The sequence below is a fragment of the Geoalkalibacter ferrihydriticus DSM 17813 genome (genome assembly GCF_000820505.1).
Taxonomy (GTDB): Bacteria; Desulfobacterota; Desulfuromonadia; order Desulfuromonadales; family Geoalkalibacteraceae; genus Geoalkalibacter; species Geoalkalibacter ferrihydriticus.
On sequence record NZ_JWJD01000003.1, the window covers coordinates 272,674 to 287,640 of the forward strand.

Here is a 14,967-nt window from a genome sequence, read left to right on the forward strand (position 1 = left end):
AATTCATGGACAATCGACAGCTTCGTTCATTGCTTGAGCGGCTCAACGATCATTGCGTCACTGCTTTGGAAGGTGCGGCAGCCTTTGCCGCAACGCGCGGTCACTCCGAGGTGTGCATCGAGCATCTGTGCGTAAAGCTTCTGGAACAGGGCGGTGGCGATTTCGACCGTATTCTGCATCATTGCGGCGTCGATCTCGATGCTTTCTGGCAGGCGCTGCTTGCCGCTCTCGCCCGTCATCCTGCCGGACCGGCGGGCAAACCGCTGTTCGGCGCCGCTCTGCAGCAATGGCTGGAGCGTGCCTGGCTTGCGGCATCGCTGCACTATCAAGCGCAGCAGATCCGCTCGACGGCGCTGCTCGATGCCCTGTTGAGTCTGGCGCCGGCGCTACCCGCTGAAACCTTTGCCCTGCTCGACGGGGTTTCGCTGGAGACCCTGCGCAAGGATTTTGCCCGCATCTGTGCCGGCTCCGCAGAGGAAAAGACGGCTGTTTCCGCACCTGTTGCCGCAAAGGCCACGGGCGCGCCTGGCGCCAAATCCGATCCAGGTGGTGCGACGTCGTCCCTTGCGCGCTTCACGGTGGACATCACGGCGCGCGCCGCTGCCGGCGAGATCGACCCGGTGCTGGGACGCAGTCGCGAAATTCGCTTGATGCTTGACATTCTCGCGCGGCGGCGCAAAAACAACCCCATCGTGGTCGGCGAACCGGGCGTGGGTAAGACAGCGGTGGTGGAGGGGCTGGCGCTGCGCATCGTTGCCGGCAGCGTTCCCGAAAGTCTGCGCAAGGTGCGCCTGCTGGCGCTGGATCTGGGCCTTCTGCAAGCCGGGGCCGGGGTCAAAGGCGAATTCGAAAAGCGCCTCAAAAATGTCATCGACGAGGTCAAGGAATCCCCCGATCCTATCATTCTTTTTATCGATGAGGCTCATACCCTCATCGGCGCGGGCGGCGAAGCGGGCTTGGGCGATGCCGCCAATCTGTTCAAACCTGCTCTGGCGCGCGGCGAGTTGCGCACCATCGCCGCCACCACCTGGAGCGAATACAAAAAATATTTCGAGCGCGACGCCGCCCTGGCGCGGCGCTTTCAACTGGTCAAGGTCGACGAGCCCGGTGAGCAAGCGGCCATTGCCATGCTCAGCGGGCTGCGCGATCTTTACCAGCAGCATCACGGTATCCTCATCACCGACGACGCGGTGGCCGCTGCCGTGCGCCTGTCCATGCGCTACATCACCGGGCGTCAATTGCCCGACAAGGCCATCGACCTCATCGATACCGCGGCGGCGCGTCTGTGCATGGCGCAGGCGGCGGTGCCTGCCGAAATCGATGCCGACCGCGAACATGCCGCCTATCTGCAAGGGCGTCTCGACGCCCTGGCGACCGAGGAAGCTCAGGGCTTGCAGCGCCAAGCCGGGTTGCTGGCGACTTTGAATGCTGAACTGGAGGAAACCCAAGCGCGTTTGCAACAAACCGAACGGCAGTGGCTGGCCGAAGGCGATCTGATCCGGCAGGTGCGTCATCAGCGCGAAGCCCTGCCGGGCGACGCTGAGGGAAAGACCGCCAAGGTGATCGATCTGCGCCGTGCCGCCGACCAGACTCTGCGGAAACTCAAGGACATGCAGGGTGAGAGTCCCATGCTTCAGGCCGAAGTCAACGGCGAGGCCATCGCCGCCGTGGTGGCCGACTGGACCGGGGTGCCCGTGGGACGCATGCTGCGCGACGAACTCGGCACTCTGCTGCACCTGGAAGAAACTCTGGCCGCGCGGGTGGTGGGGCAGGAGGAGGCTCTGGCCGCCATCGGTGAATCCCTGCGTTGCGCCAAGGCCGGCCTGCGACGGCCCGAGGCGCCTCTCGGCGTGTTTCTGCTGGCCGGACCCAGCGGCGTGGGTAAGACCGAAACCGCGCGCGTTCTCGCCGAACAACTGTTCGGCGGCGAGCGGTTTCTGATCACCATCAACCTGAGCGAGTACCAGGAGGCGCACACCGTCAGCCAGCTCAAAGGTTCGCCGCCCGGTTACGTCGGTTACGGCGAGGGCGGCATTCTCACCGAGGCGGTGCGTCAGCGCCCCTATGCCGTGATCCTTCTCGACGAGGTGGAAAAAGCCCATCCCGACGTGATGAATCTCTTCTACCAGGTCTTCGATCGCGGATTCATGCGCGACGGCGAAGGGCGCGAGATCGATTTCAAGAACACGGTGATTCTCATGACCACCAACCTCGGCGCCGAGGAGATCACCGCCCTGCACTGTGCACAAGACGAAGACCTGAGTGCAGAGGAAGAAATCTCCCCACTGGGCATCGCGGCCCTCGACGAGGCCATCCGTCCGACCCTCACGCGGCATTTTGCGGCGGCGCTGGTGGCGCGCATGCAGGTGGTGCCTTATCGGCCCCTGGCGTCCGAAGCCCTGCAGCGCATCGTCGCTCTCAAGCTCGATGAAACGGCGCAGCGCCTGCAAGCCGCCCATGGCATCGAGCTGCGCTGTGCCCCCGAGGTGCTGAACTATCTCGGCGAGCGTTGCCGCCAACCGGCCACCGGCGCGCGCTTCATCAACGCCCTGCTCGAACAGCGCCTGTTGCCCGGCATTGCCCGTAGTCTGCTGGGCTACCTGGCAAACGACGACATGCCCGACATTCTCTCTTTGGAAATGGATGAGCAGGGGGATTTGGCGTGTGTGTTTGCTGATCGGGTCGCCGAAATTCCGGCTCTTTTTACCTCCGAGGCCGCTGAGTGCGCTGAGGAAAATCTTGAGAAAAGCCAATCCCTGTAATTGGATTTTCTTCGCGCGCTCTATGTACTTTGCACTGAAATGAACGTGTTGAAGGAGGGGATCATCCATGTCTCTGATGTCAGATATTAAAAGTGCCTTGACGCCGTCAGCCAGCGCCAGCCAGTTTTTTTTCCGCGTACAGGGCGTGCCCGACGGCACCCTGGCGGTCAAGGATTTTACCGGCAAGAATCACGGGCTGTCGCAGGACTACCGTTTCCAGATCAACCTGATCTCCGCTACGTATCTCTCCGAAGGCCTGCCCGTGGGACGCAAGGGGGCACTGGATCTGTTCTGGCAGGGGCGCACCCTGGCCGTGCATGGGGTGGTGTGCGAGTTTTCCTATGTGGGCGCTGCAGCCGGCGGGCACACGTATCTCGCCCAGTTCGCCTCACCCCTTTATCCCCTCAAGCTGACCCGCGACAACCGAGTGTTTCTCAACACCACCGCTCCCCAGATCATTGAGGATGTGCTGCAAGGCGCGGGCTTTGGGGACTCTGAATATGCCCTGGAGCTTCAAGGCGATTACCCTCTGCGCGAGTTCGTGGTGCAGTACGATGAGAGCGATTGGGATTTTCTGCTGCGTATCTGTGCCCAGGTCGGGATTTTCTTCCGCTATTCCCAACAGGATGAGGGCGCCTGCGTGACCTTTCACGACCGGGTGGACGATCTGCCCGCCACGGCGTGCGGCGAACTGCTCTACGAAGTCCACAGCGGTACACGGCGGGGGCGCGAAACGGTTTTTACCCTGCTCGCCAGGGCGCAACTGCTGAGTGCGGAGGTCGACCTCAAGGATTACAACGATCAGACCCCCGAGGCTTATCTGCGCACCTTTGCCTCCTCCTCGGGCGGCGCGGGGCGCGACTATCGCTACGGCGAACATTTTCTCGATCTTGACGAAGGGGAAAAACTGGCCCGTCTGCGCCAGCAATTGCTCGACTGGCAGCGTCACTCGCTGGTGGCCGAAACGGACTGCCGCGCACTGGCCCCGGGAGAAATCCTCTCCATCGTCGGCCATCCCGACGCGACGCAAAACGGCGACTATCTCATTGTCGAAGTCGAGCACCAGGGCGATCAGCGTGCCGGTTTTGCGTTCGGCGAATCCGCCAAGGGCATGACCTACCGTAACAAATTGCTGCTGATTCGTGCCGGTACACCTTACCGTCCGCCTCTTGCCGAGGCGCGCCGCATGCACGGACTCTTGTCGGCGCGCATCGAAACGACCGGCGGCGAATATGCCCATCTCGACGAGCAGGGCCGCTATCGTCTGCGTACCGACTTTGATCTCGGCGAGGCCGCGCCCGGTGAAGCGAGCCATGGCGTGCGCATGGTGCAGCCTTACGTCGGCAGGGACTACGGTTTTCACTTTCCCCTGCACGCCGGCACCGAAGTGGTGATCTCCTGCATCAACGGCGATCTCGACCGGCCGGTGATCCTCGGCGCCCTGCCCAATCCCGATACGCCCACGCCGGTGACCAGTGCCAACCGCACGCAGAACATCCTGCGCACCTGGGGCGGCAACGAACTGCTCATGGAGGATCGGGCGGGCCGGGAAAAAACCGAACTGTTCACCCGCGAGCGTAAAAATATCCTGAGCCTCGACGCCGACCGCGACGGTCACCAGGTACGCCTGGCCAGCGAAGAGGGTGAGATGGAACTCTACGCCGCCAAAACCCTGCTGTTCGAGTCGGGCGATACGCAGAGCGTCGAGGTGGGTAACGACCAGATCGTCACCGTGGAAAACGCCCAGCGCCTCATGACCCGCAACGGCGAAATCGCTCAGCAGGCGGCCACCGACATCCGCATGAAAGCGGGCGATAACATCCTGTTTCAAACCGAGCGGGAGGATATCGAAATCCGCAGTGGCCGCGATCTGGTGGCCGAAGTCGGACGCAGTCTGTCCATGGAAGTGCGTGGCGCCGATTTCGACCTGCAGGTCAGCAACGGTAAAATCAGCATCAGCGCGGCGCGCGCCATCACCGTCACGGGGCAGGGCGGCGGCGCCATTCGCATCGGTCAGAGCGGCGGCGGCATTGAGATCACACCCGGCGGTGACGTGATCATCAGCGGTGGCAGCGTGGATGTGAATGCCGGGGCGATCAGCCTCAAGGGCGGCAAGATCGGCAGCAATTGATTAGGAAAAGGAGGATGGATAGGATCATGTCCCATAATATTTTACAATTCAAGGGCAAGAATGAGGCTGTTGCAGGCCGCTGCTTCCTTGCAGGGGTGGCCGCAGAAGAAAAGGGGCAGGCACTTACCCTGCTGCTCGGCGACGGACGGATCCGCGAGGTCTTCGCCCATTTGAGCGAAGTGCCCGTGCTTAAAAGCGGCGATCGCGTGTTGGTGCAGGAGGTCGCCGAAGGGCTGGTGATCACCGGGCGCCTGCGTGCGCCGGAAGAAGGCCCGCGGCCGCTGGTGCGCGATGCCTCCGGGCGCATCGTCCTTGATTCCACCGCCGGGGTGCGTCTGCAGGCCGGCGAAGCCTGCATCGAGCTGACTCCCGACGGGCGCATCCACGTCGACGGCAAGGAAATCTACAGCATCGCTTCGGGCCGCATGCGCCTGCAAGGCACGACGGTGGAGATCAACTGATATGCCATGCCGTAATTACGGCCCAGGAGGCAGAGCATGAGCAACGTCCTGTTCAACGGCCGCACCGCCGTGCATGCCGGAAGCGGCGGCACTCTGACCACCATCGATGTGTGCCGCACCAAGATCGGCAAGAAGATCGTCAATATCGCCTACACCAACATCGCGCGCAGCAGCGATGCCGCGCAAACGGCCGCCACGGTGTTCATCAACGGCCATCCCGTGTGCCATCAGAAGAGCATCTTCGCCGTGAGCAGCGGCGATGAGCCCGGTGATCGTCTGGGCATTGTCTCCAACACCATCAAGGGCAAGGCCGAATTCATCACCGCCTCGTCCAATGTGTTCATTGAGGGCGTGCCGGCTGTGCGCCAGGGGGACATGATGGTGTCCAACAACGGTAACACTGCGCCCATGCCGCTCATGCAGCCCGGCGCGGCGCCGACCTCGAACCTTGCACTGGGGGATTTCGATGAAGCCGAACAAACCCGACGCCCGGATCGCGTGGATTACGGCCAATTCGGCGCGCAAACATCGTTGATCAAAGGCGAACCGGAAGGAGAGCAGGGCTCATGAGTCGCCAACACCGCCGCCTGGCGCGCTACATCGACGGCGAGGGCGACGCCGCCCAGCGCTACCGCGAACTGGTCATCGACGATCTCAACCCCGGCACGCAAAAGCTTTCCCTGGTCATGCGCGATCTGGCCTTCAGCAACTATTCGCCCGAAGACCGTGAATTCATCGTGCTGCCCCTGGCCTCCGCGGCGCCCACGGTGCCCACAGATGCCCCGCGTCCCTCCTGCATCGAAGAGTATCCCAACTTCGTCATCCCCATCATCCCCAAGCGCTACGCCACGCCCGAGCCCGACCAGACTCGAGCGCAAGAGCTGCGCAAAGGCTGGCTCTACGTTTACCGCAACGGCTATCTGTGGCGCGAACTCGAAGTCCTGGCCCACGGCCACACCCGCGACGTCAACCTGCGCCGCCACCAGGGCAAGGACGAGCGGCCCGCCAGCGGCGAAACCGACAGCCGCGTGATCATCCCCTACAAAATGGCCGGTCGCCATCAGCAAATCGAAATCGCCTATTCGGAAGTGCAATGGAGTTGGGCGCGCATCAACGCATTAGGCGGCATGGACACCGATCCCAAGGAAGAACCACGCCTGCGCCCCGACACGTCCAGGCCGCAGATCAGCAAGGAAGAAGCCGCCGCCATGCGCCGCGCGCGCATGCAGGACTTCACCGCCGAACTCAGACGCTTCATTGCCGGGGAGGACACCGAGAACATTCAGAGTGTTGAAAACTGCACGGAGGAGATCTATTCGCTGCACCTGCATCGCTTCAGCAAGCTGCCGGTGGTGTATGTGCATGATCCCATCGGTGTGGCCAAGGATCTGGCGACGGAGGTTTTCATCCGCAGGAACGAATATCTCCAAGGACGAAATCAGGCCGCCGAGGAGGCGGGAAGCAAGCATGCCATGGCGGAAATTGTCTTTCAGATGGGCCTTGGCTCCAAAAAGGCCGCCGATCTTGTCGATATGGACGAACTCAGATATCTTCTCAAGTGGGATCGGCAGATCGCGCATCTGCATGCCCTGGAAGAGGCCGCCGTAGCTCTGGGTGAATATATCACCCGGGCGCCCGTTGCGGGCTGCCCCGATGTCCATGTTTCCATGCAGGACTACGACGAGCACACCTCCGTGGAAAACCTGCTGCGGGGACAACTTCTTTCCAGCGAACTGGTCGGCCATCTGATCTATGGGGAGGGGCAGCAATATCTCGGCAAAAGTCTCAACCAACCTGATCATTTCCTGGTCGGTGCGTTGAACCCGCCCCAACGAAAAATTGAAATTCTCGGCAAGAACACCAACACAGTCGCCGAGTTTTTTGAAAACCTCGCCGCAGGGGCCCAGAGCGATCCGGCGTTGGAAAAGGCGGTGTTCGAGCTCTTCGCCAGGATCATCGAGCAGATCTCCGACGGCGAATACACCCTTGCGCAAGGCAACTTCGATCTGGCCCCGCTGCTGGCGGGAAGCGCAGCTGCAGGCGCCAAGGGCGGGTATCTGAGCAGCAGCTTCACGGTGCTGGCGCGCGGGCGTTTCGATGTGGCCCAATGGGTGGTAGTCAAAAAGGGTCTCTCCAGCCAGATGGCCTTAACTCTGGGGCGTTCCATGGAATGGCTGCAGGCCAACCAACCGCTGATCAAGCTCAATGCCGTGCGTCTATTCGCCGTGCTGGAGGTGATGAATCTGGGGAAGGCTGTTGCAGGGATTGAAAAAGGTAAGTTTGGGATTGCCGAAGCTCGATTTGCAGCGGCATCTGCAACCATCATCAGCCTCGGCTTCACCTACCTCAAGGATGTCAAGCAGATTGGCGCCGGGTGGGACAATAAGGCGTTGCCGCTGTGGGAACAGCAACTTCTCACCAAAAAAAGGATTTTCGTCGCCGGTGGCGCGCACGGTTTCGGATTCGTCGGCAATGTGATCATCGTCGCCCTGGCCTGGAGCGATGTCTGGGCCGCCTACAAGAAGGAGAACACTGGAGGCGCGGTGGCCGCCACCGTCGCCGCGTTGGGCTCGACCATCCTGGCCGCCGCCACCACCCTGGGCGGACTGGTCGAGATGAACACCCTGCGCACCCCTGGCTTTACGGGAGCGCAGGCGGCCCGTGCCGCCGCGTATGGCAAGGCGAGGGTTCCCCTGACCCGTTATTTCCAGATAAGCCGCGTCGGCGCGGGAACCTTCATCGGCATCGCTGTTTTGGTGGTCGGGGGTGCGCTCATGTACTATTTTTCCCGAACCCCCCTGGAGCATTTTCTTGCCCGCGGTCCCTTCGGCAAAGACAAAGACAAACGCTATCATGGGGCCACGGAGTTTCAAAGCTGGAGTGATGACGCTATCGCCGAGGCCAGGCTTTTCAACCTTCTGTTCAGCCCGACCCTGGACCCGAGCCTGGAGCGCAGCAGCAATGGTTATAGGGTCGATCTCAGAATTCATCTGCCCCTGCTGTTCGAAGGCAAAACTCGCATCGACTACAGGCTTTATGGCCTGCCGCCCATGGGGTTCCACAAACCCGCCGAGAAAAGAGTGATCCCGCCAAGCTCCCAAGGGCAGTTGGTGACGAATCCGGACGGCTCCCATACCCTGAGGCTGAGCTACGATTCCGAGGCCATCAAGGGCTTTGTCACCTATGAAGCCCAGGCGCTGGTCGATCTGTACGGCGACGGCAGCCAGGTGCTGCCCGTCAATATCGAAAAAGCCTCTCTCGCCGGTCACGCGCCGGTGGTGATGGAATTCCCCGAGGCCCTGCAGTTATGAGTGAACAAAAAAAGACCAGCAGCCGCATGACCCCTGCAATCGCCGCCCGCTACCGGCGCACCCTGGAGCTTTTCGAGCTGTCCGAGGCCGGGAGGCAGCGCACCTACTCGCCCCCCATGCCCTTTGAGGTTCCGGAAGATGCGCCGGGGTGGGGAAGTATAGGCTGGTTGGGTTATCACCAAGCACTGCTCACCCCCGAGCGCTATTACGGCAAAACCATCATCAGCAAGGCGCGCGTTTGGAGCTTTACCATGATTATGGCAGGGGGTGGGGCAGTCATATTTTTGGGTCTAGGATTGGCCCATCTCTATCACAATAGTTTTATGTTAATTATCTGGCTATTCGCCGGATTGTTAGCACTTGCATGTCTTTTCTCCCGCCGCAAAGCGCGCACCGCCGACCGCAATGCCTGTCATATTTTCGAGCGCCAGACGGGCAAAGTGTATCTCTACCGGTGCGATGAACCGCACCGGGTGGTGAATTTCTACGACCTGCATTTCTCCACCACCGGCATCACCACCTCGGGGCTGGCGTCGAGTTCGCGGCTTAACATCGATGTGCCCGATTCGGAGACGGGAGAACTTGATTCCTTCGGCGGTTTTTTTCTGCCCACGCCGGAAGAGGCCCTGCGGTTCTGGTACGCGCTGGTGCGTTACATGGATCGCGACTGGCCCTTCGATGAGCGCGACCAGGAATATTTTCATCAAATCGAAATGGAAAAGAAAAAACACGGTTTTCGCGTGGAAGGCGTGCGCCATCCCGACGGCAGAGTGGAGTGGATTTGAGAACCAAAAACGGGACAGGCTGCTTTTGGGAAGGTGAAACTGCCCTGAATTCTGGAGGACAACCTGATGACCTTTATCGATTTCATCCACAAATACATGAGTTTAGTTGACCGTGTCCGCAGCACAAAAAAATGGTTGCCGGCCAAATATCAGGGCGGCGATGTGACAGTTCTCAACCGTACCAGCGTCCACTGGCCTGATACCCCACAACTGGACGACAATAGATATGTTTATAATAAAACTGCAGGAGATGTCATCGCTGCTGCGTGGGCTGGGTTTGGGTTGTTCGTCTTAATTGCTGGAGTCCTGCCTGGCGGCTGGTTTTTGATCAATTTGCTTGGCATAGCAGGACCAAGTATCAATATGCCATCATGGATGTATTGGCAGGTTTTAGTTTTTGTTTTTTTTGTTACTTTCTTCCCCATCCCCGCCATCCTTCTCTCCTTCGTCTACCCCTTCAAGCGCCCCAAGGAGCGTTTGCTGATCTGGGATCGTGAAAACGGCACCGTAACACTCCCGCCGCGCTTCTGGGGCGAGCCTGAGGTGGTCCCCTTCAAGGATCTCAAGGTCAAGAAGATCCGCAATATCGGCTCTTTCGTTCAATTTCATGTTCTTGCCGCTTTTCGTCCCAGCGACGGCCAGCCCATCGAGTTCGGTCTGCTCGGCGACAATGACAAGGACTGGGCTTTCTTCTGCTGGTACATGGACAAAACCCGACCCCTGCCATCGGGCGAGGTGTTCGACCCTTACCGCGAACGCGATGAAGAGCGGCGCAAGGGGGAACTGGCCGGGCGGAATGGGTGGGAGTTGCGGGATGTGAGTGAAGTGTTGCAAGAACTCGAACTTTTGGCCTCTTGACCTTGACGGCGCACACCTGGAATGTTGCATGCGAAAAATCAATGGGCGATAGACGGATCACCCTCATGTTTTTTGCCATGCCGATCTTGCCATCCGCCAGATGTTGAAGCCGACAGGCAGGGGCGAAAGCCGACAGGCTTCAAGGTGGGGAAGGATGCCGCATCCAATCGGTGGATGAATTCTATTTTCTGTGATTTGAGATTTTTTTAAGTGATATGACGACAAAGATAACTCCTCGCCAGATTCCTTTTTTTCTGATGTTCATTCTGAGCTGGTTCGCTGTCGCCTCGGCTGTCTGGGCCGGGCAGATGCTCCCCCAGGCTTATTCGGCGCAAGTCGATGTGTCCGGTTGGTTGATGAGCGAAAAGCTCGATGGGGTTCGAGGACGATGGGACGGCCGGGAGCTTCGCTCCAAAAACGGGCATCTCTTTCGTCCGCCGGAGGCATTTATACGTGGGCTGCCGGATTTTCCTCTGGAAGGCGAAATCTGGGGCGGACGGGAAACTTTTGGGCAGACTGCGGCGGTGGTGCAAAGAGCCAGAGACGATGAGGGATGGTTGGGGTTGCAGTTTGTCATCTTCGATGTGCCCGCGGCCGAAGGTGGTTTTACGGATCGCATCGCCAAAGCCCGGGCGTGGTTTGCCGCCCACCCTTCGGACTATGCTTTCGTCATTCCTCAGGTGCCCGTACGGGACCGGGCGCATCTTCGGGAGGAGCTCCGACGGGTGGAGAGCCTCGGCGGCGAGGGGCTGATCGTTCGCAAGCCCGACGCCCTTTATCTGCCGGGGCGCAGCACCGAGATTCTCAAAGTGAAAAACTATCAGGATGCCGAGGCGCTGGTGATTGCCCACTTTCCCGGAAGCGGCAGAAACACCGGCAGGCTTGGCTCTCTGCTGGCGGAGTTGCCGGATGGAACGCGGTTTAAGGTCGGCTCTGGATTCAGTGACGCGGAGCGGGAAAATCCGCCTCCCGTCGGTGCGATCATAACCTTCAAATATTATGGATTTTACCCGTCGGGGATTCCCAAATTTCCCTCTTTTCTGCGTCTTCGCCAGGATCAGGATCTGTAGAAATTAATTATCCCATGAATCAGGACTCGAAAATCACGGCCTCCGTTTCCTCGACCTACGCGCAAAACCACTGGGATTGCGCCATAGCTCTGTTTCGCCAACGTCAGTCGTTGCTGGCGGCCTCGGAGATGGACGCTGCGGTAGTGGCCCGCATCGAGATGACTCTGCGGGTGCATCTGCACGTTCTGGCCCGCAGCGACTGGTCCGAACCGCACGCGGACAAGGCCGCACCGGTGTTTGTCAGCCTGGCGCGCCGCTTGAGTTCGCCTGATCCTGAGATGCGGCAGGAGGGCACGGCGCGGGCTTGCTCTTTGTTGAGCGACGGCGGCGAGATGGGGAAGGGCGCTTTTGTCGCGCTGACGTTGCTGCCTCCCGAGGATAATGCCAGGCTGCTTGATCTCTATCGTGATCACCACGGGCTGCGAGCGCAGCTGTTTGACCTGTGGCGTGAACAGGGTCGGCGCGTACCTACGGGCCTGCTCAATCGGGCGGAATTGCAGGGACGTGACGAGGCGCTGCAGGAGGCGGCTCTGGCCTACGCAGCAAGCCGCCCCGAAATCGGTGTCGCGGTGTTTCATCCCTACTATCGCGGGCTCCTGAGCGGATCCGCGTCCCCCTGTTCCGGGCGCCTGACGGCCCAGGCCCTATGGGGCGCCCTGGTGCGTGGAGAGCAGGATGTGGCCCCGGCACTGCGCCGCGCCGTGGAGCAGGAAGCGGAACCCCAGACCCGCTTTGCCCTGCTACGCTTGGCCGCTTTGAAGGCGGATCGGGAGGTGCTGCCGGTGCTGCGCCGTTTGTTGACGGAACGCCCGGCGCAAGGGGCGCGCCTGTTGGCTTTGCACGGCAGCCTGGAGGCCGTCGATATGCTGGTGGAGGCGCTTTTTGATCCGGCGACCATGGATGCCGCCGCGCGCGCCTGGCCATGGATCAGCGCACAGGCCTTGCCGCACAAAGCGCGTTTGCAGGTGGTGGGCGCCGAGGGCGGCCAGGGGTTGATGCCCGACGGCGAAGTCGCCCGCGCCTGGTGGGCGCAGCAGCGCAGCGCTCTCTCGCCCCAGGATCGCCTGCTGTTTGGTGCGCCCCTGAGTCGATCGCGTCTGCAGGCTCTGGCTTTGAGAAAGGCCGGAGACGCCGGGCGCGATCTTCTCGATCTGCTGGCCTTAAGTCTTCAGCGGCCCCTGGGCGTCAGCGCCCATGCCGAGCAGGCGCAGCGCCGCGCTTGTCTGTACAATCTCGCTGAATCCAGAGAACGATAAGGGTTAAATCTTCTATGTATCAACTCGACAACCGCAGCACCTGGTCCGCCGGGCTCTATCCCGGCTGGAATCGCGAGGGGCAGCGCCAGTTCACCCTCGTCATCAAGGCCGGATTTTCCTTTGATGCCCAAGGGCGCCTGACGCCATTGCCGCCGCCGGCTATCGAAGAGGCGGATCGCTATCGCGGCGAACCGGGGCGATCCAGCCTTGTTGCCGCCTGCGAAACCGTGCCCTTCAAGCAGGGGGGTGAGTTGCTGCTTTACGGAACCGCCCAGGCGCCGGGCGGCGGGCGCACGGTGGGCGAAGTTGAAATCAGCCTGCGGCGCGGGGAGGGTACGCCTTGGAGCAAGGCGTTGCGTGTATTCGGACGTCGCTCCTGGAAAACCCGGCTGCTGCTGGCCGTTCCCGGAGATCCTGAACCCCTTGCCGCCGTGCCCTTGATTTATGAAAACGCCTACGGCGGGTGCGATCCCGGCGATGGCGAGAAAATTTTTGCTCCCAACCCCGCAGGGCGCGGCTACAGCGAAAAGGGCCACCGCCTCAAGGGGCTCGAGTTGCCGCAGCTTGAAATCGGCCCGCGCTTCATCGCCAGCCCCGCCGCGCGACCCGCCCCGGCCGGTTTCGGACCACTCTCGCCCTTGTGGGAACCGCGCCTCGGCGCCTCTGCGACGCTCGATGCAGATGCCGTCCTTCACGGCGGTTGTCCCTGGGGGCGCGAGGTTGCGGCCGATCTGTTCAATGCCGCGCCTCCGGATCAACGCTTTTCCGACCCCTTTCGCGGCGACGAATGCATCACTTTGCGCGGCCTTGTCGCCGCGGCGTCCCAAGGTGTTCCCCTGCATCTGCCGAGTTTGCAGCCGGACGCGCGTCTGCTGAGGGCCAGGCAGGCGCAAAATCTTCAAACTTGCTGCGATACGCTGGTGATCGATGCCGATGCGATGCACCTTTATCTGATCTATCGTGCCGCACTTGCGTGGGATGCAAGGCAAAGCCCAGGCGGATCGGTCCTGGTGCGTGACCTCGATTCCGGCGAAAACGCCCCGGCGGCACCGACGGAGGCCTGGATATGAGCACAAGCGCTATCGCGGCGAAGAAATCCGCTAAGCCAGGCGATGCCGCCCCGGCCCTGGTCGTAAGTGCTCTGGGTGTCTGCTGCCGATCCGGTGATCAGCCCTTTGCGCTGTTTGGCGCCGTTGCCACCCCTATGTCCGGTGCCGAGGCGGATGCGCAGCTGTCGCTTGCGGTACCCGAAGGCGAAGAAGACGCGCAGGTTCTGACCGCGCGCGTTGCGGCTCTGGGCGATCACGAAGATCCCCATGAGCGCATGGGACTGCTTGCCGAGTCCGCCTTGGGCCAGGCCCTCAAATCTCTGCCTGAAGAATTTAATTGGGAAAGGCTGCTGATTCTGACCCTGGTGCCTGATGGGCGCAACCCACGCGCCTTGACATCGCCTGCCCTCCAGCAACTGCACATGGATTTGAGCCGTTTGCGCGCTGGGCTGAGTCGTGCCGTGTTTCGATTTGTGTCCTGCGCGGATGGAGCGGTTTCTCACCTGCAGGCCGTTTGCGGGGAGATGAAGCAGGGGAAATGGCGCGCGGTGCTTTTCGGCGGAGTGGATTCGCTGATTGATCTGGTGACCTGCACCCTCCTGGCGCAAGAGGATCGCATCGCCACCACGCACAACAGCGAGGGTCTGGTGCCGGGCGAGGGGGCGGCCTATGTGCTGCTGCAACAAGAACCGGCAAGTGCTCCTCTGGCGCGCCTGGCCGGCATCGGCTGCGCCGTCGAGCCCCATGCCGGTGCCGCCGCCGATAAGCGCATGACCGGCCTTGCCGCAGCCATCGCGGACTGCCTGGCGGGGCGGCGCCTGTCCCCTTCATCCCTGGACTGCGTGGTTGCGCCCCACGACGGCAGCCTGAGCGGTGCCCTGGAATGGCATCAAACCATCGAGACTTTATATCCACGCCGCGAGTCGGCGCCACGCAACTTTGAGGTGCTTTTGCCGTATCGCAGCTTCGGCGAATTGGGCGCCGCTGCTCTGCCGATGGACCTGGTCCTGGCCTGCGCCCGCTTCGAGTTCGACCATCCGGTTGTCAGGCGGGTCATGGTTTGCGAGACGGGTGATTTTGCGCAGCGCGGTGCGGTCCTTCTGCTTTCTCCCTAACTCATCACTCGCCGCGCCGCCCGCGGCTTTGAGATTTTGCCCGCCTTCGCTTCAGAGACTCCGAATTTTACCCCGCATTGAGTATACCGATAACCGGTGCCGAAAAAATCCAAATTATCTATTGGATATTTGCATTTTCAGTCACTTATAATCCCGCAAAAATTACCGT

11 protein-coding genes are annotated in these 14,967 nt (G+C 61.2%); all 11 read left to right on the forward strand.

The genetic code is table 11. The features are described from left to right. Window positions 1–5 precede the first annotated feature (5 nt). Window positions 6–2,762 (forward strand): type VI secretion system ATPase TssH, encoded by a 2,757-nt coding sequence (gene tssH / locus GFER_RS10175; RefSeq protein WP_052446277.1) that lies wholly within the window; start codon window positions 6–8, stop codon window positions 2,760–2,762. 67 nt (window positions 2,763–2,829) lie between these two features. Then, window positions 2,830–4,893: a type VI secretion system Vgr family protein gene (locus tag GFER_RS10180; RefSeq protein ID WP_040099155.1), complete on the forward strand. Its 2,064-nt coding sequence runs from the start codon at window positions 2,830–2,832 to the stop codon at window positions 4,891–4,893. Window positions 4,894–4,919: 26 nt separating this feature from the next. Continuing rightward, the gene (locus GFER_RS10185; RefSeq protein WP_040099157.1) at window positions 4,920–5,354 is read left to right on the forward strand and encodes a hypothetical protein; all 435 of its coding nucleotides are present in this window, start codon (window positions 4,920–4,922) and stop codon (window positions 5,352–5,354) included. A 36-nt stretch (window positions 5,355–5,390) separates the two neighbouring features. After that, window positions 5,391–5,924: a DUF4150 domain-containing protein gene (locus GFER_RS10190; RefSeq protein WP_040099159.1), complete on the forward strand. Its 534-nt coding sequence runs from the start codon at window positions 5,391–5,393 to the stop codon at window positions 5,922–5,924. Further along, complete coding sequence (locus GFER_RS10195; RefSeq protein ID WP_040099161.1) at window positions 5,921–8,665, forward strand: toxin VasX; 2,745 nt, start codon at window positions 5,921–5,923, stop codon at window positions 8,663–8,665. The genes GFER_RS10190 and GFER_RS10195 overlap by 4 nt, the downstream gene beginning before the upstream one ends. Further along, window positions 8,662–9,450, forward strand: a complete 789-nt coding sequence (locus GFER_RS10200; protein WP_040099164.1) for a hypothetical protein — start codon at window positions 8,662–8,664, stop codon at window positions 9,448–9,450. Before GFER_RS10195 ends, GFER_RS10200 begins: the two co-directional genes overlap by 4 nt. A 66-nt stretch (window positions 9,451–9,516) precedes the next feature. Further along, complete coding sequence (locus tag GFER_RS18680) at window positions 9,517–10,308, forward strand: hypothetical protein (protein ID WP_139172073.1); 792 nt, start codon at window positions 9,517–9,519, stop codon at window positions 10,306–10,308. A 215-nt stretch (window positions 10,309–10,523) separates the two neighbouring features. After that, complete coding sequence (locus GFER_RS10210; protein WP_082048018.1) at window positions 10,524–11,378, forward strand: DNA ligase; 855 nt, start codon at window positions 10,524–10,526, stop codon at window positions 11,376–11,378. A gap of 14 nt (window positions 11,379–11,392) precedes the next feature. Beyond that, a complete protein-coding gene (locus GFER_RS10215; RefSeq protein ID WP_040099170.1) occupies window positions 11,393–12,634 on the forward strand; it encodes a hypothetical protein in 1,242 nt (413 codons plus the stop codon). Window positions 12,635–12,648: 14 nt separating this feature from the next. Beyond that, window positions 12,649–13,704 (forward strand): DUF2169 family type VI secretion system accessory protein, encoded by a 1,056-nt coding sequence (locus tag GFER_RS10220; protein ID WP_040099171.1) that lies wholly within the window; start codon window positions 12,649–12,651, stop codon window positions 13,702–13,704. Then, window positions 13,701–14,798: a hypothetical protein gene (locus GFER_RS10225; protein WP_040099172.1), complete on the forward strand. Its 1,098-nt coding sequence runs from the start codon at window positions 13,701–13,703 to the stop codon at window positions 14,796–14,798. The genes GFER_RS10220 and GFER_RS10225 overlap by 4 nt, the downstream gene beginning before the upstream one ends. Window positions 14,799–14,967: the final 169 nt, after the last annotated feature.

Coding starts and splice junctions, on each gene's coding strand:
- tssH (WP_052446277.1), top strand. CDS start 6: ATGGACAATCGACAGCTTCGTTCATTGCTTGAGCGGCTCAACGATCAT.
- GFER_RS10180 (WP_040099155.1), top strand. CDS start 2,830: ATGTCTCTGATGTCAGATATTAAAAGTGCCTTGACGCCGTCAGCCAGC.
- GFER_RS10185 (WP_040099157.1), top strand. CDS start 4,920: ATGTCCCATAATATTTTACAATTCAAGGGCAAGAATGAGGCTGTTGCA.
- GFER_RS10190 (WP_040099159.1), top strand. CDS start 5,391: ATGAGCAACGTCCTGTTCAACGGCCGCACCGCCGTGCATGCCGGAAGC.
- GFER_RS10195 (WP_040099161.1), top strand. CDS start 5,921: ATGAGTCGCCAACACCGCCGCCTGGCGCGCTACATCGACGGCGAGGGC.
- GFER_RS10200 (WP_040099164.1), top strand. CDS start 8,662: ATGAGTGAACAAAAAAAGACCAGCAGCCGCATGACCCCTGCAATCGCC.
- GFER_RS18680 (WP_139172073.1), top strand. CDS start 9,517: ATGACCTTTATCGATTTCATCCACAAATACATGAGTTTAGTTGACCGT.
- GFER_RS10210 (WP_082048018.1), top strand. CDS start 10,524: ATGACGACAAAGATAACTCCTCGCCAGATTCCTTTTTTTCTGATGTTC.
- GFER_RS10215 (WP_040099170.1), top strand. CDS start 11,393: ATGAATCAGGACTCGAAAATCACGGCCTCCGTTTCCTCGACCTACGCG.
- GFER_RS10220 (WP_040099171.1), top strand. CDS start 12,649: ATGTATCAACTCGACAACCGCAGCACCTGGTCCGCCGGGCTCTATCCC.
- GFER_RS10225 (WP_040099172.1), top strand. CDS start 13,701: ATGAGCACAAGCGCTATCGCGGCGAAGAAATCCGCTAAGCCAGGCGAT.